This window comes from Pseudohaliea sp. (assembly GCF_040217025.1).
Taxonomy (GTDB): Bacteria; Pseudomonadota; Gammaproteobacteria; order Pseudomonadales; family Halieaceae; genus Pseudohaliea.
Genome location: NZ_JAVJOA010000011.1, coordinates 23,243 through 44,722, shown reverse-complemented (window position 1 = coordinate 44,722; position 21,480 = coordinate 23,243). Strand labels below are relative to the sequence as shown.

Below are 21,480 nucleotides of genomic sequence, written 5' to 3'. Positions count from 1 at the left end.
AGCTCGCCGCCCCGGGGGCCGCTCAAGAGCTCCAACCGAGAGCGCCAAATGCTCCCGCCCGAATCCTAAGCCGCCGCCGATGTCGCCGAGGAGCCGGCGACAGACCACCGGCCGCGGTGCAGGCGCTGGATCTCGCCGGCCTCGTCGTCGATGCGGAAGAGGTAGAGCCACTCGTTGTCGATGAGCTGGCGGACCACTTCGTGCTTCTCGGCGATCGCCGCGATGGCCTCGGCCGGGGCATCGAGATAGACCGACAGGCGCAGCGGCGCGTGGACCCAGTCCTCGCCGTCGTGCACCGATTGCAGGGGGAGGCCGATGCGCAGGTCGCCGCCGTTGCCCTCGAAGACACCGAGGTTGCCGCCGACCACGTTGTGCAGCACCTTGTTGCCCGAGCCGTAGCGGGTGGGGTCCGTGACCGAGGCGTTGTACTGCATGTTGATCCAGTGCGTCACCACCATCGGCGCGGTCATGATCAGCTCGAGCACCGGGTAGCCGGCCTCGGCGTCGGCGTGCCGGTCGTAGTCGTGCAGGAAACTGCGGCCGCCGAGGTTCAGGTGGCGGCTGCGGCTGCGCGGCGCGACGATGAAGCAGGCGTTGCCCGCGAGGCCCCACTCCGGGCGCACCTGCGACCAGTCGCGGCTGCGGGCCGGGATGTCGCTGTCGCTCCGCGCCGGCGAGACGCCGAGGGCGGTGGCGCGCTCGCGCCGCGTCGCGGCGCTGGCGGCGGCGATCCAGTCGGCGAGGGGTGCATCCGTTTCCGGCAGCGCCTCGAAGAAGCGGAGCTCGTCGGTCGTCGTATCGTGCAGGGTCGGCACGAAGCGGGTATCGGCGGGGATCGGGATGCCGTGATCGCTGGCCAGGTGCGCGCGCACGTCGGCATCGTTGAGGACCTGCGCGAGTACGCGGACATTGACCTCGCCGGTCTGCCCGCAGCAGGCACCGCAGTCGAGGCCGGCGAAGTGCGGGTTGTTGCGCGTGCTGCTGCCGTGGCCGGCGAGGAGGACCACCGGCGCGAAGTTGCGGGTAAGGGTCATGGCGCCGAGCACGCCGGCGACCAGCCCGGCCTGGGCCGCGGCGTCGAGGGCACGGCCGTCCTGGCGCAGCTCGAAGCGGGCGCCGTGGGTGCAGTGCTCGTTCACCGGGTGGGCCGGTGCGCCGCCGACGAAACTCTCGCGCAGCAGGCGCAGGGCGTAGCCGATCCCGGCCGCCTCGACGAAGCCGAAGGCCGCCGGGGCCTTCTTGCCGAAGGCCTCCCAGCGCGCGCGGCTGTTGAAGCCGCGGCTGCGCGCCTCGACGGCGGCCTCGTCGCCGGCCTCGACCGCCGTCAGCGCCGACGGCAGCAGCCCGGGCAGCTGCGGCCGCTCGTAAGCGCTCCCCGCCGGGGCGTAGGCGATGGGCAGGCCGAAGAAACCGGCGAAGCCGAGCGTCTGGATGGACGGATCCTGGGCCTCCAGCGCGCGCCGGTAGACCTCCGAGCGAACGTCGATGCAGAACACGGCCTGCAGGCTCGGGCGCTCGGCTGGCGCCGCCGCGGGGACCGGGGCCAGCAGGCTGTCGTGCAGCGAACCCTGGAAGGCGAATTCGGCGGCGCGCTGCCAGACCCAGGCCGGTCTCTGCGCGTCCCGGTGCTGGCGAAGCAGCCCGGGCAGGCGGTCGAACTGCTGGCGCCACTGGCGGCGCACGATGGCCGCGGTCTCCGCATGCTGCTCGCCGTGGTGGCGCCAGAGCACCAGTTCCCAGGCGAGCCGGATGGCGATCAGCGCGGGCATGCGGTCGTCCTCGCCGCCGGCGAGGTTAGCCTGCCAGCGCAGGTACGCCACCCAGGACGCCCAGCCGTTGACCTCCAGCAGCAGCGCGTGGAAGTAATCCTCGGCGAGTTCCGGGCCCAGCTCGAAGGCCTCGGCTGCCGCCTGGAACAGTGCATCCTCGTCGTCCGGCAGGGCCTCGAACTGCCGGTGCAGGCCGCGCTCGCCCATCATGATCTCGATGCCGCGATCGTTGCGCACCGCGTCGAGCCACTCGCGGTAGAGCCCCGTATCTGCCACCGCGGGCAGCGGCGTGTCGCCGCTGAACACGCTGGCGCAGAACTGGCTGACCTGGTGCACGATCTCGTCGTGCCAGCTGACCTGCCGCTCCAGGTCCCGGGTGCCGTCCACCTGGTCGCTGAAGTTGTGCCAGTGCGCGAGCTGGTCCTCGCCGTCGAGCCAGGCCAGCAGCTGCTTCTCGTCCAGCGGCAGCCCGGTCTCGGCGAGGGCGGCGGCCAGGTGCTCGAAGCGGATCTCGCGCTGCCAGCGGGCGCGGTACCAGCTGCGCGGCATGAGGCAATTGACCTGGCCGAGCGCGGCGAGGCGGGAGGCCACCGCCGGCAGCGGCTTGTCGCGCAGCTCCCACCAGGGGTTGACGGCGATGAGCTGATCCAGCGGCCAGGTCGGGGCGATCCGCCGCCCGGCGGCGGTCACCGCTTCGCGAAGGGCGTCCATACGCGTTTCGTTGCTGCTCATCGGGTTCCCTCCAGTTGCTTGATGGTAAGTACTTGCTTGCTCGCAGCCCGCGGCGGTAGCTGGGCCGGCCAGATAGCCAGGGTGATCCGCGTGGCCCACTCATCGAGGTAGAAGCCCGCGAAGAGATTGCGGTAGAGGCGGCGGGCGAGGGCACTCTCCGGCCGGCAGCGCAGCACCCAGTAGGCGCCGAGGAGGCCGAGGAACAGGGCCACGCACCAGAGGATCGCGGCGAGACCCGGCGCAACCGCTGCCGGTGCGAGCGCCGTGAAGACGAATTTCTGCAGGGCGTAGGCGACCGCGAGACCGCCGGCCACGGCCAGTGCCCGGAGCGCGGAGCCGCGAACCAGCGTGCTGCCGCGCTCACTCACCAGCACCAGGGCCATCAGGGCGAAGAGCAGCCAGAGGCTCGCATCGGGCGTGAGCCAGCCGGTGGCAAAGAGGCCGCCGAAGATGGCGATCACCACCCCGGCAAAGACCGGCGCGGCAGCGCGCGGCGCCTGCGCCGGCGGCGCCAGCCGCTGCCGCAGGTAGGCCTCGACCTGGCCGCCGGCGGCGAGGAAGCAGTAGGCCTTGTAGCAGGAGTGGGCGACCAGGTGCAGGAGCGCGAGGCCGTACTGGCCGAGGGCACACTCCACCAGCATGAGGCCCATCTGCGCCACCGTGGACCAGGCCAGCAGCACCTTGATGCTGACCCGGGTCATGGTGACCAGCGCGGCAATCACGCAGGTGAGCCCCGCCACCACCAGCAGCAGCCCCTTGGCGGGCGCCGCGAGGGCCATGAGCGGCGCCATGAGCAGGAGCAGGTAGCCGCCGAGGTTGATGATCCCGGCATGGAGCAGGGCGGAGACCGGCGTGGGCGCTTCCACCACCTGGATCAGCCAGCCGTGCATGGGGAACTGCGCGCACTTGACCATGGCGGCACTGGCGATCAGCAGCGCGGCCAGCTGCTCGCGAAGGCCCAGGGATACGCCCGGCTCGGCGTAGGCGGCGAGCATGCCGTCGATGTGCAGCGTGCCGTGCTCCAGGTAGAGCAGGCAGCCGGCGGCTGCCAGGCAGAGCTCCGCCAGGCGGGCGAAGAGGAATTTCTTGTGCGCCGCCAGGGCAGCGCGCTTGCGCTCCGGGTAGAACATCAGCAGCTGGTGCAGGCTCAGGCTGATGCCCGCCCAGGCCAGGAGCAGGACCAGGTAATGGTTGGTGGTGACCACCACGGCCACGCAGGCGAGGGTGACCTGCAGCCAGCGCTGGAAACGGGCCTGTCCCGCGTCGCCGTCGAGGTAGTGCGCCGAGAAGCGGGCGACCACCAGGCCGATGAAGGCGACCAGGGACAGCACGATACTGTTCACGGGGTCGTGCAGGAACCAGCCGGACACGGGGTGAGGCGCAAGGTCGAGGCCCAGCGCCAGGGCCAGGGCCAGGGCGTTGCCGCCCTGGACCAGCCGCCAGCCGGCGCGCGGCGCGGCAAACCCCGCCAGCCCGGCGGCCAGCAGGTAGACGAGGGGGACGAGCAGCAGGGCGAGATCTGTCCAGTTTCCGGTCATGGGGCACCTCCGAGTCAGCGATGGGGCGCAGTATCGCGGCCGGACAATATTCTGTAAAATAGATATTTATTATTCTATCGTTCTTTTTTAATTCATATCTGGCTTTCCCCGGCCGCTGGCGCGATTGAATCCCGGACCCGGCTGGCATACCTTTAGCGGCCCCGGGACGCAGGCGACGGAACGAGAGCATGAGCACGGCCACCGGCACCCTCTTCACGATTTCCGCGCCCAGCGGGGCCGGCAAGACGAGTCTCGTCGAGGCCCTGGTTGCCCGGGTACCGGCGCTCACGGTCTCCGTGTCGCATACCACGCGGCCGCAGCGGCGCGGCGAGGTCGACGGCGTGAACTATCACTTCGTGGAGCCGGCCGCCTTCCAGGCGATGCTCGGCGAGGGCGCCTTCCTCGAGCACGCCGAGGTCTTCGGCAACTGCTACGGGACCTCCCAGGCCTGGGTGCAGGAGCGCCTCTCTGCCGGCACGGACGTGATCCTCGAGATCGACTGGCAGGGCGCCCAGCAGGTGAAGCGGCTCATGCAGGAAACCTGCTCCATCTTCATCCTGCCGCCGTCCCGGGAAACGCTGCACGAACGGCTGACGGCCCGCGGCCAGGACGATCCGGAAACCATCGCCCGGCGCATGGCCCAGGCCGTGGCCGAGATGTCGCACTACGTGGAGTACGACTACCTCGTATTCAATGACGACTTCGAGCGCGCCCTGGACGAGCTCGCCGCCATCGTGCAGAGCTGCCGCCTGCGCACCCGCGCCCAGGGCGAGCGCCACGCCGACACCCTGGCCCGCCTGCTCGCCTGAGGCGCTTCGCGCAGCCCTTGCCCCGGGGGCGGTAAGCTCCTGTATACTATGCCGTTCTCCGGCGCCCGCCTGTCTGTGCGCGCCGAACCACAGGTCGACCAGGAAGCCCGATAGCCATGGCACGTGTAACCGTAGAAGATTGCCTCGCGAGCGTTGAAAACCGCTTCGAACTCGTCATGCTGGCCAGCAAGCGCGCCCGCCAGATCGCGACGGGGGGCAAGGACCCGCTGGTCCAGGAAGAGTCCGACAAGCCGACCGTCATCGCCCTGCGCGAAATCGCCGAGGGCCTGGTGACCGGCGACATGCTGGCGCGCGAGGATGAGCTCGATGCCGAGGAAGAACTCGCCGAAGTCATGGGTGCCAGCGAGAGCTTCTGATCCCGTCGTGATCGCGAGGGCTTGATGCAGACCATCGACGCCCTCGACGCCACCCTGCGCAGCTATCTCGAAGCGGACCAGACCCGCCAGGTCCGCCGCGCCTACTATTTTGCCGAGCAGGCCCACTACGGCCAGACCCGCCGCAGCGGGGAGCCCTACGTCACCCATCCGCTCGCCGTCGCGAACATTCTCGCCGGCATGCACATGGACCACCAGAGCCTCATGGCCGCCATGCTGCACGATGTCATCGAGGACACGGGCATCAACAAGGCGGCCATCGGCCGGCAGTTCGGCGATGCCGTGGCCGAGCTCGTCGACGGCGTCAGCAAGCTCACGCAGATGGAGTTCGAGAGCCTCGAGGAGAAGCAGGCCGAGAACTTCCAGAAGATGGCGCTGGCCATGGCGCGGGACATCCGCGTCATCCTCGTCAAGCTCGCCGACCGGCTGCACAACATGCGCACCCTGGGCGTGCTGCCCACCGACAAGGCCCGGCGCATCGCCCGCGAGACCCTCGACATCTACGCGCCCATCGCCATGCGCCTGGGCATGAACGCGGTGCGCATGGAGTTCGAGGACCTCGGCTTCTCGGCGCTGTACCCGATGCGCGCCCGGCGCATCGAGGCGGCCGTGCGCAAGGCGCGGGGCAACCGCAAGGAACTGGTGGAGAAGATCCGCCACCAGATCGAGTCGACGCTGCGCCAGGAGGGGCACGCCGCGGAGGTGATCGGCCGCGAGAAGCACCTCTATAGCATCTACCAGAAGATGCGCTCGAAGAATAAGTCCTTCTCCGAGATCATGGACATCTACGCCTTCCGCATCATCGTCGACTCCGTGGACACCTGCTACCGCGTGCTCGGCTGCATGCACAACCTCTACAAGCCGGTCCCCGGCGAGTTCACGGACTATATCGCCATCCCGAAGGCCAACGGCTACCAGTCGCTGCACACGGTGACCAAGGGCATGCACGGCGTGCCCATCGAGATCCAGATCCGCACCCGCGAGATGGAAGACATGGCCAACAACGGCATCGCCGCGCACTGGCTCTACAAGAGCGACGCGGGCTCCGCCGGCGGCAGCCATGCGCGCGCCCGGGAATGGGTGCAGGGCCTGCTCGAGATGCAGCAGCGGGCCGGCAACTCGCTGGAGTTCATCGAGAACGTCAAGATCGACCTGTTCCCGGACGAGATCTACGTGTTCACGCCGAAGGGGCGCATCCTCGAGCTGCCCCGGGGCGCCACGGCGGTGGACTTCGCCTACGCGGTGCACACGGACCTCGGCAACCGCTGCGTCGCCTGCCGCATCAACCGGCGCCTCGCGCCGCTGTCCGAACCGCTGCAGAGCGGCCAGACCGTCGAGGTGCTCACCGCCGCGGGCGCGCGGCCGAACCCCTCCTGGTTCAACTACACCGTGACCGCCAAGGCGCGCACGAACATCCGCCACTTCCTCAAGAACCAGACCCGGGAAGACTCGGTGGCCCTGGGCCGGCGCCTCCTCGACAAGGCCCTCGGCGACGCCGAGAGCGCCGTCGAGGAACTCGACGGGGACACGGTGACGGACTACCTCGGGCACAACGGCTACGGCAGCATGGACGACCTGCTGGAGGATATCGCCCGCGGCAAGCGGCTGCCGGCCGTGGTGGCACAGCAGCTGCTCGGCGACGGCGAGGAGGCGGCGCCGAAGCAGCGGGAGGAGGGCGGCGGTGCGCCGCTCGCGATCCGCGGCACGGAGGGCTTCATGGTCTCCTACGCCCGCTGCTGCCGCCCGCTCCCCGGCGACCCCATCGCCGGCTACCTGAGCTCCGAGCGCGGCGTGGTCGTGCACCGCGAGGCCTGCCGCAACCTCGCCGAGATGCGCGAGAAGCCCGAACGGCTCATCCCGCTGCGCTGGGACGATAACGTGGAGGGCGAGTTCCCCGCGGAGCTGCGGATCGAGGTGGAGAACCGCCGCGGAACCATCGCCGTCATCGCCACGCGCATCAACAGCATGGGCGTCAACATCGAGAAGATCTCCACCGAGGACAAGGACTACCAGTTCACCTACGTGGACCTGGAACTGCAGGTGAACAACCGCGTTCACCTAGCGCGCATCATGCGCCGGCTGCGCGGCATCGCCACCGTGCGCCGGGTGATGCGCGTCACCAACTAGCGTCGCCGACAGAAGGAATCGAGCATGACCAACCGCGCCGTGATTTCCACCGACCGGGCGCCCGCCGCCATCGGCCCCTATTCCCAGGCGGTGAAGGTGGGCAACATCGCCTGGCTCTCCGGCCAGATTCCGCTCGATCCGGGGACCATGGAGCTGGTCGAGGGCGGCATCGATGCGCAGGCGCGGCAGGTCTTCCGCAACCTCGCCGCGGTCGCCGAGGCGGCCGGCGGCGACCTCGACGATGCCGTGAAGCTCAATATCTCGCTGACGGACCTCGGCGACTTCGCGACCGTCAACGGGATCATGGAAGAGTTCTTCAAGGCGCCCTACCCGGCCCGGGCCTGCGTGCAGGTCGCGGCGCTGCCGAAAGGGGCGGCCATCGAGGTCGAGGCCCAGCTCGCCCTCTAGCCCTCCGCCGCCAGCGCGGCGGCGTAGCCCGCGCGGTAGTCGGGGTAGCGCAGCCGGTAGCCGCTCTCGTGCAGGCGCCCGTTGCTGATGCGCTTGTGGCCCCGGGACAGGGGCCGGGCATCGTAGCGCCGCTCGCTTTCCGGCACCCCCAGCTGCTCCGCCAGCCACGCTTCCACCGTCGCCTGCGGCACGGGGCAGTCGTCCACCACGTTGTAGGCCGGGGCGACAGCGCTGCCTTCCGCGGCGGCTGTCAGCAGGTGGGCGAGAAAGCCGCCGACATCGTCGCGGTGGATGCGGTTGCTGTAGTGCACCGGGGTCGGCGGACAGAGGCTGCCGCTGGCGACCCGGCGCTGCAGGAAGCCGTCGGCGCCACCGTAGATGCCGGCGCAGCGCAGGCGTGCGACGGGTGCGACAGCGGCCAGCGCGTCCTCCGCGGCGACGATCTCCGCCGCCGCCGGGTCCGTGGCCGCCGTGGCCAGGGGGCTCGTCTCGTCGACCCAGCCGCCGTCCTTCTCCGCGTAGACCCGCGTACTGGAAACGAACAGCAGCTGCCGCGGCGGGTGCGCCGCGAACGCCTCGCCGAGGTAGCCGGCGGCGTCGGCGAAGCCCCGTCGGTAGCCGGCTTCGTCGCGGCCCAGGGGCTTGAAGGTGGTGACCACGAAATCCGGCGCCAGCGCCGCGATCCGCGGGGCGACCGCCGGATCCGCGTAGTCACCGGCCAGCCCCTCGAAGCCCGGCGGCAGGGCCGCCACGTCACGGCGCAGGCCGACGAGCCGCACGCGGGCCAGCGGGCTTGCCGGATTGTCTCCCAGGGCCGCGGCACACCGGGCCGCGAGATCGCCGGCGCCCACGAAGAGCACCGTGGTGCTCACGGAGCCGCTCCCGGACGGAGTCGATGAAGGCCTCCGCTCCAGGCCGTGCGACAATAGCGGGCGGGTGTGTCGACAGTGGCAAGCATGGCAACAATAGTAGCGCAGGATCTGGCCGCCTTGCGCGGCGTGGGGCCGAAGCTGGCCGCCCGGCTGCAGGCCTACGGCGTCGCGCGGGTCGAGGACCTGCTGTTCCACTTTCCGCTGCGCTACCAGGACCGCACCCGCGTCACGCCGATCGGCGGCCTGGTCGAGGGCAGCGAGGCGGTGGTCGAGGGAGAGGTGCGCGGCGCCGATGTCACCTTCGGCCGCCGGCGCAGCCTGCTGGTCCTGCTCCAGGACGGCACCGGCACGCTGACGCTGCGTTTCTTCCACTTCAGCAACGCCCAGAAACAGGCCCTGCGGCCGGGGGTGCGCCTGCGCTGCTTCGGCCAGGTGCGCACCGGGCCGCGCGGCGCGGAACTCGTGCACCCGGAGTACCGGGCGGTGGGCCCCGGGCCCGCGCCCGTGGAAGACCGGCTGACGCCCATCTACCCGACCACCGAGGGCATCGGCCAGCAGCAGTGGCGCAAGCTCTGCGGCCAGGCGGTGGCCCTGCTCAGGCGGCAGCCGCCAGAGGACCTCCTCGCCGGCGTCGACGGCGACGGCTTCACGCTGGCCGATGCCATCGCCTACCTGCACGCGCCGCCGGCGGGCGCGGCGCTAGAAGCGCTCCGGGACGGCCGCCACCCGGCGCAGCTGCGCCTCGCCCGGGAGGAACTGCTGGCCCACCACCTGTCCCTGCGCCACCTGCGGGCCCGGGAGCGCGCGCACCGCGCGCCGGCGATGGCGCCCGACAGCGCGGGCCTGCGCGATTTCCTCGCGCGGCTGCCCTTCGTACCCACGGGCGCCCAGGAGCGGGTCATGGCGGAGATCGCCGCGGACCTCGCCAGCGAGGCGCCGATGCTGCGCCTGGTACAGGGCGACGTCGGCTCCGGCAAGACGTTGGTCGCCGCCGCCGCGGCCCGGCAGGCGATCGCCGCGGGCTACCAGGTGGCGATCATGGCGCCCACAGAGCTCCTCGCCGAGCAGCACCGGGTGAATTTCGAGGGCTGGTTCGCGGAGGAGCCGGTGTCCATCGCCTGGCTCAGCGGCCGGGTGAAGGGCGCGGCCCGGCGCGAGGCATTGGCCGCCATCGGCGACGGCAGCGCGGACCTGGTGGTCGGGACCCACGCCCTGTTCCAGGACGCCGTGTCCTTCGCCCGCCTCGGCCTGCTCATCGTCGACGAGCAGCACCGCTTCGGCGTGCACCAGCGGCTGTCCCTCAAGGACAAGGCCGCGGACTGGCGCCCGCACCAGCTGGTGATGACCGCGACGCCGATCCCGCGCACCCTTTCCATGGTCGCCTACGCGGATCTCGACTGCTCGGTGATCGACGAGCTGCCCCCGGGGCGCAAGCCGGTGAACACCGTGCTGGTGGACAGCGCCCGCCGCGACACCGTGATCGAGCGGGTCGCCCGAGCCTGCGCGGAGGGCCGCCAGGCCTACTGGGTCTGCACCCTGGTGGAGGAGAGCGACGTACTGCAGGCACAGGCCGCGGAGGCGACCTACGAGGAGCTGGCCGCGGGACTCCCGGGGCTGCGCGTGGGACTGATACACGGCAAGCTGCCGGCGGCGCGGAAGGCCGAGGTCATGGCGGCCTTCAAGGCCGGAGACTGCGACCTGCTGGTGGCGACGACGGTCATCGAGGTCGGCGTGGACGTGCCCCGGGCCAGCCTCATGGTGATCGAGAACCCGGAGCGCCTGGGCCTTGCCCAGCTGCACCAGCTCCGGGGCCGGGTCGGCCGGGGCAGCGCCGAGAGCCACTGCGTGCTGCTCTACCAGTCACCCCTGTCGGCGAACGGGAAGGAACGGCTGCAGGCGCTCCGGGAGAGCAACGACGGCTTCTTCATCGCGCGCAAGGACCTGGAGCTGCGCGGCCCCGGCGAGGTGCTGGGCACGCGGCAGACCGGCCTCATGGATTTCCGCGTGGCGCGGCTGCCGGAGCACGAGGACCTGCTGGACGCGGTACAGGAGCAGGCCCGGGCGCTCGCGCAGCGCTACCCGGAACGGGTAGCGCCGCTCATCGAGCGCTGGACCGGGACCCGCCAGGCCTTCGCCGGGGTCTGACGCCCGCCGCGCCCGCTCAGGGCAGGATCGGCGGCAGGGCCTTCTGCAGGGCGATCTTCTCGCGGATGGCCTCGCCGGTGAGGGCGAAGCCCCGGAGCTCGCCGGCGCCGTCCCGGAACTCGCAGCGCACGTTGGCGCCCTCGGCGTCGATCTGCCACTCGCCCGCCGCACCCGCCGGCGGCGGCGCCACCACGACCGGGCAGGTCGGCGTCTTGATGGTCACGGGCATCGCCGGGTAGGTCACCGCCGTGCGCTCGCCGGTGAGGGTCTTGCCGAGGGCCCGGGCCGCCGCCATCAGCGGTGCCACGTAGACGAGCACGTGCCCCTCCACCTCGGCGCAGTCGCCGAGCGCATAGACGTTCGGCGCCGAGGCCTCGAGGTAGCGGTTGACAACCACGCCGCGGTTGCTGGCGAGCCCCGCGGCCCGGGCGAGCTCCGTGCGCGGACGCACGCCGACCGCGGAAACGACCAGGTCTGCGGCGATCGTCTCGCCGTTGTCCAGGGTGACTTCCACCCCGGCCCCGGCCTTGTTCACCGCCGTGGCCAGGGCGCCGAAGTGGAACACCGCGCCCTGTTCGGCGAGGGCCGCCTGCACCGCCTTGCCGGCGGTTTCCGGCAGCAGCGTCGGCAGGCAGTAGCCCAGCGGGTCGACCACCTCCACCTCGAAGCCGCCGTTCAGAAGGTCGTTGGTGAACTCGCAGCCGATGAGGCCGCCGCCGATGATGCACACGCGCCGGGCGTCGTTCTCGACCATGGCGGCGCGGAAATCGGCGTAGTCCATGAGGTCGTTCACGGAGTAGACGTAGTCGAGACCGTCCCCCGCCAGCGGCGGTTCGATGACCTGCGAACCCACGGCGAGCACCAGCTTGCCGTAGTGGATCATCGTGGCGTCCTCGCCCACGTGGAGGATCTGTTTTTCCGTATCGATCTCGTTGACCTTGGTATGGGTCCACACCTTGGCGTCGAGCTGCGTGCCCATGCCGCCGGCATCCTGCTGGGCGAGGTCGTCGGCGCCGGTGTTCTTGGTGTAGCCCGTGGAGAGCATGGGCTTGGAGTAGGAGCGGCCGTCGTCGGCGGTGATGAGGATCACCGGCGTCTCACTGTCGTAGCGGCGGATCTCCCGGGCGAGCCCGTAGCCGGCGAGGCCGGTGCCGATGATCACGATCGGCGCATGCTCCCGGTCCGCCTCGGCCTCCTGGTGGTGCGGGGTCTCCTCGACCGGCGACTCCTCGAGGAGCTCGAAATCCTCCTTGCCGACGCCGCAGTCCGGGCAGAGCCAGTCCTCGGGCACGTCCTCCCAGCGCGTACCCGGCGGAATGTCATCATCGGGCCAGCCCTTGGCCTCGTCGTAGACCAGCCCGCAGACGATACATTCCCACTTGCTCATAGCGACCCTCCTGCCGTCCGCCCGGAAGCGGAAAAGCGACCACTATAAATAGGCGCCGGGAATGTGCAAGGGCGGGGCCCCGAGCGCAGCCCGGCGACCTTGCATGCGCCCGCGTTCTGGCGCATCCTCGCGCCTCTTCCCGTGCAGCGACCCCCGTGACCCGAGTACCGCCCGACAGCCCCGCCGACCCTGCCTGGCGCAGCCCCGACGACCCCCGTCTCGCCGGGCTCCACGGCCTGCGCCACTGGCTCCTCGACGACGGCTCGCTGACCCGCCGCCTGGTGGACAGCGGCGGTGTCTTCCGCGTGCAGCGCCTGAGCCAGCGCTGGGCCACGCCGCGGGCCAGCGAGCGCCGGGTCCTGGCGAACGGCCTCCGGCAGCGGGCCCTGGTGCGCGAGGTCGCCCTGCGCCTCGACGGCGAGGCGGTGGTGTTCGCCCGCAGCGTGTTCCCCTACGCCAGCCTCTGCGGCCGCCTCGCGCACCTGCGCAAGCTGCAGGGCAGCTCGCTCGGTGCGATCCTGTTCAGCGCCGCGGACATGCGCCGCAGCCCTTTTCAGGTAGCCCTGCTCGACGGCGACAGCCAATACCTGCCGCCCGCGCTGCGCCAGGACCGCCCGGCCTGGGCCCGGCGCTCGGTCTTCCGCCTGCACGGCCAGCGCCTGCTGGTCAGCGAGGTCTTCCTCGCGCCGTTCCGCCCCTGGCCGCCCGGACCCGGCCTCGAGCGTGGCTGGCGCCGCCGCGTGAGCGCTGCAATCCTGCCCGCAACGCAGTAAGCTTTCGTCCCCATGACGACACTGAGCCAACCGTCGCCCGGCAAGACCGCCGCGCTCCTGCAGCTGATCCGCTGGGACCGTCCCATCGGCACGCTGCTGCTGCTGTGGCCGACGCTCTGGGCCCTGTGGATCGCGGCGGAGGGCCTGCCGGACCTGCACCTGCTGGTGATCTTCAGCGTCGGCACCTTCCTCATGCGCTCCGCCGGCTGCATCATCAACGACCTCGCCGACCGCAACTTCGACGGCGGGGTCACGCGCACCCGGGAGCGACCCCTGGTCACCGGGCGGGTGTCGGTGAACGAGGCGGTGGGCCTGTTCTGTGTGCTCTGCCTGCTCGCCTTCGGCCTCGTGCTGCTGACCAACCGGCTGACGGTGGTGCTCTCCGTACCGGCACTGCTGCTGGCATCGACCTACCCCTTCATGAAGCGCTACACCCACTTTCCGCAGATCGTCCTCGGCCTGGCGTTCTCCTGCGCCATCCCCATGGCCTTCGCCGCTCAGCGCGGCGAGCTGCCGCCGGCCCTGTGGCTCCTGTTCACCGCCAACGTGCTCTGGACCGTGGTCTACGACACCAAGTACGCCATGGTGGACCGGCGCGACGACCTCCAGGTCGGCATCAAGAGCACCGCGGTGCTGTTCGGCGATGCGGACCGCTACATCATCGCCGGCCTGCAGGTGCTCTGCCTCGCCGCCCTCTACCTCGCCGGTGAGCGCTTCGGCCTCGGCGCCTGCTACAACCTCAGCCTGCTTGTGACCGCCGGGCTGTTCGGCTATCACCTGTACCTCATCCGCCACCAGGACGAGGCCGCGTGCTTCCACGCCTTCCTGCACAACCGCTGGGTCGGCCTGACGGTCTTCCTCGGCATCGCCGCCGATTACGCCCTGCCGGCCCTCACCGGCTGAGGGGCGCGGGCCGCCATGGCTGACTTCGCGCTACAGGCCCTGGGCAGCCTGGAGGCCCTCCCCGCGGCGAGCTGGGACGGGCCGGGCACGGCGGCCTATCCCTTCCTGCGCCACGACTTCCTGCTCGGCCTGGAGACGACCGGCTGCACCACCGCCGACAGCGGCTGGCAGCCCTGCCACCTCCTGCTCCGCGACGGCGAGGCGGTGGAGGCCGCGGCCCCGGGCTACCTGAAGGGACACTCCTACGGCGAGTACGTCTTCGACTGGGCCTGGGCCGACGCCTGGCGGCGCATGGGTCTCAGCTATTACCCGAAGCTGGTCACGGCCATCCCGTTCACACCGGCAACGGGGCCGCGGCTCCTGTGCCGTCCCGGCGTGGACCCGGCCGGCGCCTGGGCCGCACTGCTCGAAGGCGTGAGGCAGCTCGCCGAGCGGCGCGGCCTCTCCTCCTGGCACGTCCTGTTCCCGGAGCCGGAAACGGCGGCCATCCTGGAGGGGCTGGGCCTGGCCACCCGCCACGCAGTGCAGTTCCACTGGTTCAACCGCGGCTACGCGGACTTCGACGATTTCCTCGCGACCTTTGCCAGCCGCAAGCGCAAGGCGCTGCGCCGGGAGCGCCGGCGCGTGGCGGAGCAGGGGCTCGCGCTGCGCACCCTCACCGGCAGTGAGATCCGCCCCGCCGACTGGGCGACCTTCCACCGCTTCTACCAGCTCACCTACGCCAAGCGCAGCGGCCACGGCGGCTACCTGAACCGCGCCTTCTTCACGGAAGTCGCGCCGCGGCTCGGCGACCAGGTGGTCATGGTGCTCGCCGACAAGGGCGGCCGCGACGTGGCCGGCGCCCTCTACTTCCGCGGCGAGGACACACTCTACGGCCGCTACTGGGGCTGCGAGGAGGAGTTCGACTGCCTGCACTTCGAGGCCTGCTACTACCGCGGGATCGACTACTGCATCGCCGAGGGCATCGGCCGCTTCGACCCCGGTGCCCAGGGCGAGCACAAGATCCAGCGCGGCTTCGAACCCATCCACACCCGCTCCAGCCACTGGATCGCCGAACCGGCGCTCGCCGATGCCGTGGCCGCCTTTACCCGCGAGGAGCTGGACCACGTGGAAGCCTACCGGCGGGAGGCCGCCAGGCTGCTGCCGTTCCGGGCCGGGGACCCCGGCTGACGCTCAGCCGCGGCGCCAGAGCAGCAGGCGGTTGTTCGCGGGCATGGCGTGATCGGCCTCGAGGGCAAAGCCCGCCGCGGCGGCCAGCGCATCCACCGCCTCGAAGTCACGGATGGCGCTGTGCGGTGAGCGCGCCGCCAGCCACTGGTCGAACTGCGCGTTGCTCTGCGAGGTGTAGCGCCCGCTGTAATTGAAGGGCCCGTAGACCGCCAGCAGCGTGCCCGTGGCCGCACCGGCGAGCGCCTCGAACAAGGCCTCCGTCGCCTCCCAGGGCATGATGTGCAGCGTGTTCGCCGTGAACACGCCGTCCGGCACGGGCACCGGCCAGGGCCGCTCGCAGACGTCCAGCGCGCGCGGGGCCTCGAGGTTCGGCGCGGGAAAGGCACGGCAGCGCGGTTCGAGGACGGCCAGGGCCTGCGGGTGCTCCGTGGGCTGCCAGCGCAGCCAGGGCATGGCCGGGGCGAAGGCGGTGGCGTGCTGGCCGGTGCCGGCGCCGATCTCGAGCACCGCCGTGCAGGCGCCGAAGGCTTCCCGGAGCACGGCCAGGATCGGTTCCCGGTTGTTCTCGCAGGCCTGCGAGAAGGGCAGCTCCGCCATGGTCGCCTCAGCCCATGTCGAAGTCGGCGAAGTCCGGTGCGCGCATGTGCCACCAGTAGGCCGCCGTGGAGCGGGGCCAGTTGTTGCTGATCCGGCCCTCGGCATCCTTGTACCAGCTGTCGCAATCGCTGGCCCACACGGTCTGCGCCAGCTCGCCCTGCAGGTGGTCGTTGTAGGCCCGCTGCACGCCGGGGTTCACCTCCAGCCGCTTCAGGTCGTGAACCAGCAGCTTGTCGATGCAGGCGGCCACGTAGCGGCACTGCCGCTCCACCATGAAGATGATCGAGTTGCTGCCGAGGTTGCTGTTCGGCCCGTAAAGCATGAAGAAATTCGGGAAGCCCGCGGTGCACACGCCCCGGTAGGCCTCCTCGCCATCGGCCCAGGCCTCGCCCAGGGAGCGGCCGTCGCGGCCGACGAACTCGACCTGGCCCTGCATCGGGTGGGTCTTGAAGCCGGTGCCGTAGATGATCACGTCCACCGGCCGGGCCTCGCCGTCTGCGCTGCACACCCCCTGTTCGTCGATGCCCTCGATGGGCGAGGTCACCAGTTCCACGGTGCTGCGCCGGAAGGCGCTGTAGTAGTCATCGGAGAACAGGATGCGCTTGCAGCCGATGCGGTAGTCCGGCGTCAGCGCCCGCCGCAGCGCGGGGTCGTCGACCTCCTCCTCCAGGAACTGCCGGCTCTTGCGCTCCAGCAGCGCCCGGGCGATGCGGCTCCTGCTGCGCAGCACCGGGTACAGGACCCACTCGCCGCGCAGCCAGACCAGCAGCCGGGCCAGCTTCTGCGCCAGCGGCAGGCGCGCGAACAGCGACTTCTCCCAGCCGTGGTAGGCGCGGTCGCCGCGGCGCACGATGTAGTTCGGGCTGCGCTGGTAGACGTAGAGCTGCGCCGCTTCCCGGGCCACCGGGGGAATGAACTGGATCGCGCTGGCGGCGGTGCCGATCACCGCCACCCGCTTGCCGGCCAGGGACAGGTCGTGGTTCCAGCGCGCGGAATGGAAGGTCTCGCCGCGGAAGCGCTCGGCGCCCGGAAACGCGGGCGTGAAAGGCACGTTGAGCTGGCCGAGCCCGCTGACCAGCGCCCGCGCCGACACCCGCTCGCCGCTCTCCAGCTCCACCTGCCAGCGGCCGTCGTCGCCGAAGGCGGCCCGCTTCACGGAGGTCGACAGGCGCAGGTGCGGGCGCAGCCCGAACTGCACGGCCGTGTCCTCGAGGTAGGCGCGGATCTCGTCGTGGGGCGCGTGCCGCCGGCTCCAGTCCGCCTTCGGCGCGAAGGAGTAGCTGTACAGCACCGAGGGCACGTCGCAGCAGGCACCCGGGTAGCTGTTGTCGTACCAGGTGCCGCCGACGGCGGGGGATTTCTCGAGGATAACGAAGTCGCGGATGCCGCGCCTGAGCAGGGCGATACCCATGCACAGGCCGGACATGCCGGCGCCGATGATGATGACCTGGTGGCTCTTCCCGTCAGCCATCAGGGCGGCGTGTCGCGGGTAAACACCAGCTCCCGCGCGGCCGATTCGTCACGACTGTAGCGATAACCGGCGACGTCGAAGTCCTTGAGCGCCTCCGGGTCGTTGATGGCGTTGTCGATGATGAAGCGGGCCATCTGGCCGCGCGCCTTCTTGGCGTAGAAGGATATGATCTTGTACTTGCCGCCCTTCAGGTCCTTGAACACCGGGGTCACGATCTCTGCGTCCAGCGCCTTCGGCTGCAGCGCCTTGAAGTACTCGTTGGAGGCGAGGTTCACCAGCACCCGGCTGCCGCTCTTGCCGAGCTGCCGGTCCAGGGTGCGGGTCAGGCGGTCGCCCCAGAACGCATACAGGTTGGCGCCGCCGCGGTTGGCGAACTTGAGGCCCATCTCGAGCCGGTAGGGCTGCATCAGGTCGAGGGGTCGCAGGAGGCCGTAGAGCCCGGACAGGATACGCAGGTGCTTCTGGGCGAAAGCGAGGCCCGCGCTGTCCAGCGTCTCGGCTTCCAGGCCGGTGTAGACGTCGCCACGGAAGGCGAGCACCGCCTGCTTGGCGTTGTCGAGGTCGAAGGGCGTCGACCAGTTCATGAAGCGCTCGTGGTTGAGTTCGGCGATCTTCCCGCTCACGCCCATGAGGTCGCGAAGGGCGTCGGGGGAGAGGCCCCGGGCGTCCTCCACCAGCTCGGCCGCGGCATCGAGGAAGGCCGGCTGCGTGGCCCGGCGGGTCGTCGGCGCGGTCTCGAAATCGAGGGTCTTGGCGGGCGAGATCACGGTGAGCATGGAAGCTTTCCTTTTTCTGACCGGGCAGTGGTGCTGACTTGGCAGTGGCCGGGGTGTGCCGCGGGGCGCCGCCGCGGGGCCGGGGCGACAGCGCGCTATGATACCCTTCGCGCGAATAATCAAAAAGGATCACCCCGCCATGACCCGGGTGCGCCGGCTCGTGCAGCTCATCGATGCCTTTACCGGGACCTGCGGCCACGCCCTCGCCTGGCTGATCGCGGCCATGGCGCTGCTCACGGCCGCGGTGGTGCTCATGCGCTACGGCCTCGAGCTGGGCTCCATCGCCGCGCAGGAGGCGGTCACCTACCTCCATGCCTCCGTGTTCATGCTCGGCGCCGCCTACGCCCTGAAGAACGGCGCCCACGTGCGCGTGGACATCTTCTACCAGCGCTTCACGCCGCGCACCCGGGCCTGGATCGACAGCCTCGGCGGCATCGTTTTCCTGCTGCCGCTGTGCGCGGTGATCGGCCTCGGCAGTGTCGCTTTCGTCGCCCAGGCCTGGTCCGTGCACGAGACCTCGGCGGACGCGGGCGGCATCCCCGCCGTGTTCCTGCTGAAGACGCTGCTGCCGCTCATGGCGGCGAACCTGGCTCTCCAGGGTGTGGCCGAGATCCTGCGCAACGCGCTCACGCTGGTCGGAGACACGACCTCCTGATGGACGGGACCATCGCCCTGTGGCTGTTCGCGGCCGTCTGCCTGCTGCTCATGCTCGGCTACCCGGTGGCCTTCACCCTAGCCGGCACCGCGCTGGCCTTCGCCGCCGGCGGGATCATCGCCGGCGTCTTCGACGCCTCCTTCCTCTCCGCCCTGCCCGGCCGGCTCTTCGGCACCATGAGCAACACCACGCTCATCGCGGTGCCGCTGTTCGTGCTGATGGGGGTCATCCTCGAGAAGTCGAAGGTCGCCGAGGAGCTCCTCGACAACATGGCGCACCTCCTCGGCGGCGTGCGCGGGGGCCTTGCCCTCTCCGTGGTCATCGTCGGCATGCTGCTGGCGGCGAGCACCGGCATCGTCGGCGCCACGGTGGTGACCATGGGGCTGCTGTCGCTGCCGAGCATGCTCCGCGCCGGCTACAGCCCGGCCATCGCCACCGGCACCATCTGCGCCACCGGCACCCTCGGCCAGATCATCCCGCCGTCCATCGCCCTCGTACTCCTCGGTGACATCCTCTCCAGCGCCTACCAGCAGGCGCAGCTGCGCATGAACGTGTTCAGCCCGGACACCGTCTCCGTGGGCGACCTATTCGTGGGCGCGATCATCCCCGGGCTGCTGCTGGTGGCGCTGTACATGGTCTTCCTGCTGCTGGTCGCCTGGCTGCGGCCGGGGCTCCTGCCCGCCGGCCAGCGCGAGCCGGTGGACACGCTCGCCTTCCTTCGCGGGCTGGTGCCGCCGCTGGCGCTCATCGCCGTGGTCCTCGGCTCCATCCTGGCCGGCGCCGCGACGCCCACGGAGGCGGCCGGTGTCGGCGCAGTGGGCGCCTGGCTGCTGGCCCTGGCCAAGGGCGAGATGCCCCTGGTGAGGCTGCGCTCGGTGCTCCGCAACACGCTGGAGATCACCGCCATGGTGTTCATGATCCTGGTCGGCGCGGCCGTATTCTCGCTGGTGTTCCGCGGCTTCGGCGGCGAGGAGCTGATCCACGCCTTCCTCACGGACCTGCCCGGCGGCGTCTTCGGCGCGACCCTGTTCGTGATGGTGCTGATCTTCCTCCTCGGCTTCATTCTCGACTTTATCGAGATCACCTTCGTGGTCGTGCCGATCGTCGGCCCGGTGCTGCTGATGATGGGGCTGGACCCGGTCTGGCTCGGCATCATGATCGCTATCAACCTGCAGACCTCGTTCCTCACGCCGCCCTTCGGTTTCGCCCTGTTCTACCTGCGCGGCGTCGCCGCCGACCAGGTCCCGACAGGCGCAATCTACCGCGGCGTGATACCCTTTATCGTGATCCAGCTGCTCGTGATCGCCGCCCTCTGGCAATGGCCGGAGCTAGCCACCTGGCTGCCCGCGGTGCTCTCGGACTAGCCCTGGCAACCCGGGAACTGCCATGAACGATATCGATTCCACTCCGACGCCCCAGGGCGAGCTGGCGCTGCAGACCATCGCCATGCCCAAGGACACCAACGCCGAGGGCGACATCTTCGGCGGCTGGCTGTTGTCACAGATGGACCTCGCCGGCGCGATCGCCGCGCGCGAGGTCGCCGGCGGCCGGGTGGCCACGGTGGCGATCGAGGGCATGGCGTTCATCACGCCGGTGCACGTGGGCGCGGTGGTGTCCTGCTACTGCGACGTGATCGAGATCGGCCGCAGCTCCATCCGCATCGTGGTCGAGGTCTGGATCGACTCGCCGCACGACGGCGAGCCCATCAAGGTGACCGAGGGTGAGTTCATCTTCGTCGCCATCGACGACAAGCGCCGCACCCGCACCATCAAGCGCTAGCGCGCCTTACTCTTCCGACCGGGGCACGGGGTCGCCGAGGACCGTCGTGCGGGCGTTGATGTAGGCTTGCTCGGAGATACCGTGGTAGGCGCGCACTGCGTCGAGAAACTCGCGGTAGGAGGCGTAGACCTTGCGCGCCATCGGGTCCCCGGCGACCAGGCGGGCCATGACCTCGTCGCTTTTTTCCTTTAGCAGCGCGAGCACGTCATCCGGCAGGCGGCGCAGCTTCACCTCGTGCTCCTTCAGCAGCGTCTCCAGCGAGGCGTTGTTGCGCGCGGTGAATTCGTCGAGCATGTCCTGGTTGGTGGCCCGGGCCGCGTCGCGGACGATCGCCTTGAGGTCTTCCGGCAGGGCCGCCAGGGCATCCGCGTTGACGATGAACTCGAGCATGGCACCGGGCTCGTGCCAGCCCGGGTAGTAGTAGTACTCGGCGACCTCGTGCAGGCCCAGGGCGAGGTCGTTGTAGGGGCCGACCCACTCGACGGCATCGATGACGCCGGTCTGCATGGAGGTATAGACCTCGCCCCCGGGGATATTGACCGCCGTGCCGCCGGCGGCCGTAAAGACCTCGCCGGCCAGGCCCGGAATGCGCATCTTCAGGCCGCGCAGATCCTCGGTGGAGGTAAGCTCGCGGTTGAACCAGCCGGCCATCTGCACGCCCGTGCTGCCGCCGGCGAAGGGCACCACGCCGAAGGGCGCGTAGGTCTCGCGCCAGAGCGCCTCGCCGCCGCCGTAGTGCAGCCAGCCGTTCATTTCCTGCGCCGTCATGCCGAAGGGCACGGCCGTGAAGAACACCGCCGCGGGGATCTTGCCCTTCCAGTAGTAGGAGGCGCCGTGGCCCATCTCGGCCACGCCGCCGGAGACCGCGTCGAACACGCCGAGGGCCGGGACGATCTCGCCGGCACCGTAGACCCGTACCGTGAGCCGGCCGTCACTCAGCTCGCCGACGAGCCGGGCGAAGGTCTCCGGCGCCGTGCCGAGGCCGGGCAGGTTCTTCGGCCAGGTGGTGACCAGCTTCCACTCGAAGCGCTCGCCATTGCCGACACCGGGGCCGGCGGACAGGACGCGGCCGCCACCGGTACGCTCCGCGGCCCAGAAGCCGACGACCGCGACCAGGGCGGCGGTGAGCAGCAGGATGACGAGAGGCTGGACCTTGCTGGGGCTCGGGTTCACG

At 70.5% G+C, this 21,480-nt stretch carries 19 protein-coding genes; 11 read left to right on the top strand and 8 right to left on the bottom strand.

The features are described 5' to 3' along the window. Nucleotides 1-65 precede the first annotated feature (65 nt). Both RKE50_RS15700 and RKE50_RS15695 read right to left on the bottom strand, forming a co-directional pair. A complete protein-coding gene (locus tag RKE50_RS15700) occupies nucleotides 66-2,501 on the bottom strand; it encodes a YbcC family protein (RefSeq protein ID WP_350037991.1) in 2,436 nt (811 codons plus the stop codon). Beyond that, nucleotides 2,498-4,039 carry an NADH-quinone oxidoreductase subunit L gene (locus RKE50_RS15695; protein ID WP_350037989.1) on the bottom strand — a complete coding sequence of 514 codons (1,542 nt, stop codon included), beginning with the start codon at nucleotides 4,037-4,039 and terminating at the stop codon, nucleotides 2,498-2,500. The genes RKE50_RS15700 and RKE50_RS15695 overlap by 4 nt, the downstream gene beginning before the upstream one ends. 188 nt (nucleotides 4,040-4,227) lie before the next feature. On the opposite strand from RKE50_RS15695, the gene gmk reads away from it, so the two are divergent. The 4 genes from gmk to RKE50_RS15675 all read left to right on the top strand — a co-directional run bounded on the left by gmk (nucleotide 4,228) and on the right by RKE50_RS15675 (nucleotide 7,778). Beyond that, nucleotides 4,228-4,848 carry a guanylate kinase gene (gmk, locus tag RKE50_RS15690; protein WP_350037987.1) on the top strand — a complete coding sequence of 207 codons (621 nt, stop codon included), beginning with the start codon at nucleotides 4,228-4,230 and terminating at the stop codon, nucleotides 4,846-4,848. 116 nt (nucleotides 4,849-4,964) lie between these two features. After that, the gene (gene rpoZ / locus RKE50_RS15685) at nucleotides 4,965-5,225 is read left to right on the top strand and encodes a DNA-directed RNA polymerase subunit omega (RefSeq protein ID WP_350037985.1); all 261 of its coding nucleotides are present in this window, start codon (nucleotides 4,965-4,967) and stop codon (nucleotides 5,223-5,225) included. A 24-nt stretch (nucleotides 5,226-5,249) separates the two neighbouring features. Next, nucleotides 5,250-7,370, top strand: a complete 2,121-nt coding sequence (gene spoT / locus RKE50_RS15680; RefSeq protein ID WP_350037983.1) for a bifunctional GTP diphosphokinase/guanosine-3',5'-bis pyrophosphate 3'-pyrophosphohydrolase — start codon at nucleotides 5,250-5,252, stop codon at nucleotides 7,368-7,370. 24 nt (nucleotides 7,371-7,394) lie between these two features. Then, nucleotides 7,395-7,778, top strand: coding sequence for a RidA family protein (locus RKE50_RS15675; RefSeq protein ID WP_350037981.1), 384 nt, complete (start codon nucleotides 7,395-7,397; stop codon nucleotides 7,776-7,778). On the opposite strand, the gene RKE50_RS15670 is transcribed toward RKE50_RS15675, so the two are convergent. Continuing rightward, nucleotides 7,775-8,650, bottom strand: coding sequence for a Rossmann-fold NAD(P)-binding domain-containing protein (locus RKE50_RS15670; protein WP_350037979.1), 876 nt, complete (start codon nucleotides 8,648-8,650; stop codon nucleotides 7,775-7,777). The genes RKE50_RS15675 and RKE50_RS15670 overlap by 4 nt on opposite strands. Nucleotides 8,651-8,734: 84 nt before the next feature. Between RKE50_RS15670 and recG the strand changes: the two genes are divergently transcribed. Next, the gene (recG, locus tag RKE50_RS15665; RefSeq protein ID WP_350037977.1) at nucleotides 8,735-10,795 is read left to right on the top strand and encodes an ATP-dependent DNA helicase RecG; all 2,061 of its coding nucleotides are present in this window, start codon (nucleotides 8,735-8,737) and stop codon (nucleotides 10,793-10,795) included. Between the two features lie 16 nt (nucleotides 10,796-10,811). Here the strand turns inward: recG and RKE50_RS15660 are convergent, their stop codons facing one another. Beyond that, nucleotides 10,812-12,182, bottom strand: a complete 1,371-nt coding sequence (locus tag RKE50_RS15660; protein ID WP_350037975.1) for an FAD-dependent oxidoreductase — start codon at nucleotides 12,180-12,182, stop codon at nucleotides 10,812-10,814. A 155-nt stretch (nucleotides 12,183-12,337) separates the two neighbouring features. On the opposite strand from RKE50_RS15660, the gene RKE50_RS15655 reads away from it, so the two are divergent. The 3 genes from RKE50_RS15655 to RKE50_RS15645 are packed head-to-tail and all read left to right on the top strand — an operon-like array spanning nucleotide 12,338 to nucleotide 15,028. Next, a complete protein-coding gene (locus tag RKE50_RS15655; RefSeq protein ID WP_350037973.1) occupies nucleotides 12,338-12,955 on the top strand; it encodes a chorismate--pyruvate lyase family protein in 618 nt (205 codons plus the stop codon). A 12-nt stretch (nucleotides 12,956-12,967) separates the two neighbouring features. Beyond that, nucleotides 12,968-13,858, top strand: coding sequence for a 4-hydroxybenzoate octaprenyltransferase (gene ubiA / locus RKE50_RS15650; protein ID WP_350037971.1), 891 nt, complete (start codon nucleotides 12,968-12,970; stop codon nucleotides 13,856-13,858). A gap of 15 nt (nucleotides 13,859-13,873) precedes the next feature. Next, the gene (locus RKE50_RS15645) at nucleotides 13,874-15,028 is read left to right on the top strand and encodes a GNAT family N-acetyltransferase (RefSeq protein WP_350037969.1); all 1,155 of its coding nucleotides are present in this window, start codon (nucleotides 13,874-13,876) and stop codon (nucleotides 15,026-15,028) included. 3 nt (nucleotides 15,029-15,031) lie between these two features. On the opposite strand, the gene RKE50_RS15640 is transcribed toward RKE50_RS15645, so the two are convergent. From RKE50_RS15640 to yaaA, 3 genes are read right to left on the bottom strand one after another with little or no spacing between them, the layout of a single operon-like run. Then, on the bottom strand, nucleotides 15,032-15,625 hold the full coding sequence (locus RKE50_RS15640) for a DUF938 domain-containing protein (RefSeq protein ID WP_350037967.1): 594 nt from the start codon (nucleotides 15,623-15,625) through the stop codon (nucleotides 15,032-15,034). Between the two features lie 7 nt (nucleotides 15,626-15,632). Next, nucleotides 15,633-17,096 (bottom strand): flavin-containing monooxygenase, encoded by a 1,464-nt coding sequence (locus RKE50_RS15635; RefSeq protein ID WP_350037965.1) that lies wholly within the window; start codon nucleotides 17,094-17,096, stop codon nucleotides 15,633-15,635. Further along, nucleotides 17,096-17,872, bottom strand: coding sequence for a peroxide stress protein YaaA (yaaA, locus tag RKE50_RS15630; RefSeq protein ID WP_350037963.1), 777 nt, complete (start codon nucleotides 17,870-17,872; stop codon nucleotides 17,096-17,098). Before yaaA ends, RKE50_RS15635 begins: the two co-directional genes overlap by 1 nt. A 139-nt stretch (nucleotides 17,873-18,011) precedes the next feature. Here yaaA and RKE50_RS15625 point away from each other — a divergent pair, with 139 nt between their 5' ends. The 3 genes from RKE50_RS15625 to RKE50_RS15615 are packed head-to-tail and all read left to right on the top strand — an operon-like array spanning nucleotide 18,012 to nucleotide 20,306. Continuing rightward, the gene (locus tag RKE50_RS15625) at nucleotides 18,012-18,527 is read left to right on the top strand and encodes a TRAP transporter small permease subunit (protein ID WP_350037961.1); all 516 of its coding nucleotides are present in this window, start codon (nucleotides 18,012-18,014) and stop codon (nucleotides 18,525-18,527) included. Then, nucleotides 18,527-19,891 carry a TRAP transporter large permease gene (locus tag RKE50_RS15620; RefSeq protein ID WP_350037959.1) on the top strand — a complete coding sequence of 455 codons (1,365 nt, stop codon included), beginning with the start codon at nucleotides 18,527-18,529 and terminating at the stop codon, nucleotides 19,889-19,891. The genes RKE50_RS15625 and RKE50_RS15620 overlap by 1 nt, the downstream gene beginning before the upstream one ends. Nucleotides 19,892-19,913: 22 nt before the next feature. Continuing rightward, nucleotides 19,914-20,306 (top strand): acyl-CoA thioesterase, encoded by a 393-nt coding sequence (locus RKE50_RS15615; RefSeq protein WP_350037957.1) that lies wholly within the window; start codon nucleotides 19,914-19,916, stop codon nucleotides 20,304-20,306. A 6-nt stretch (nucleotides 20,307-20,312) separates the two neighbouring features. On the opposite strand, the gene RKE50_RS15610 is transcribed toward RKE50_RS15615, so the two are convergent. Further along, complete coding sequence (locus tag RKE50_RS15610) at nucleotides 20,313-21,479, bottom strand: TRAP transporter substrate-binding protein (protein ID WP_502937899.1); 1,167 nt, start codon at nucleotides 21,477-21,479, stop codon at nucleotides 20,313-20,315. Nucleotide 21,480: the final 1 nt, after the last annotated feature.

Excerpts from the sequence above, each read along its gene's own strand:
- rpoZ (WP_350037985.1), top strand. The coding sequence starts at position 4,965 with ATGGCACGTGTAACCGTAGAAGATTGCCTCGCGAGCGTTGAAAACCGC.
- RKE50_RS15675 (WP_350037981.1), top strand. The coding sequence starts at position 7,395 with ATGACCAACCGCGCCGTGATTTCCACCGACCGGGCGCCCGCCGCCATC.
- RKE50_RS15620 (WP_350037959.1), top strand. The coding sequence starts at position 18,527 with ATGGACGGGACCATCGCCCTGTGGCTGTTCGCGGCCGTCTGCCTGCTG.
- gmk (WP_350037987.1), top strand. The coding sequence starts at position 4,228 with ATGAGCACGGCCACCGGCACCCTCTTCACGATTTCCGCGCCCAGCGGG.
- RKE50_RS15635 (WP_350037965.1), bottom strand. The coding sequence starts at position 17,096 with ATGGCTGACGGGAAGAGCCACCAGGTCATCATCATCGGCGCCGGCATG.
- recG (WP_350037977.1), top strand. The coding sequence starts at position 8,735 with ATGGCAACAATAGTAGCGCAGGATCTGGCCGCCTTGCGCGGCGTGGGG.
- RKE50_RS15615 (WP_350037957.1), top strand. The coding sequence starts at position 19,914 with ATGAACGATATCGATTCCACTCCGACGCCCCAGGGCGAGCTGGCGCTG.
- ubiA (WP_350037971.1), top strand. The coding sequence starts at position 12,968 with ATGACGACACTGAGCCAACCGTCGCCCGGCAAGACCGCCGCGCTCCTG.
- yaaA (WP_350037963.1), bottom strand. The coding sequence starts at position 17,872 with ATGCTCACCGTGATCTCGCCCGCCAAGACCCTCGATTTCGAGACCGCG.
- RKE50_RS15645 (WP_350037969.1), top strand. The coding sequence starts at position 13,874 with ATGGCTGACTTCGCGCTACAGGCCCTGGGCAGCCTGGAGGCCCTCCCC.
- RKE50_RS15660 (WP_350037975.1), bottom strand. The coding sequence starts at position 12,182 with ATGAGCAAGTGGGAATGTATCGTCTGCGGGCTGGTCTACGACGAGGCC.
- RKE50_RS15700 (WP_350037991.1), bottom strand. The coding sequence starts at position 2,501 with ATGAGCAGCAACGAAACGCGTATGGACGCCCTTCGCGAAGCGGTGACC.
- RKE50_RS15695 (WP_350037989.1), bottom strand. The coding sequence starts at position 4,039 with ATGACCGGAAACTGGACAGATCTCGCCCTGCTGCTCGTCCCCCTCGTC.
- spoT (WP_350037983.1), top strand. The coding sequence starts at position 5,250 with ATGCAGACCATCGACGCCCTCGACGCCACCCTGCGCAGCTATCTCGAA.
- RKE50_RS15625 (WP_350037961.1), top strand. The coding sequence starts at position 18,012 with ATGACCCGGGTGCGCCGGCTCGTGCAGCTCATCGATGCCTTTACCGGG.
- RKE50_RS15640 (WP_350037967.1), bottom strand. The coding sequence starts at position 15,625 with ATGGCGGAGCTGCCCTTCTCGCAGGCCTGCGAGAACAACCGGGAACCG.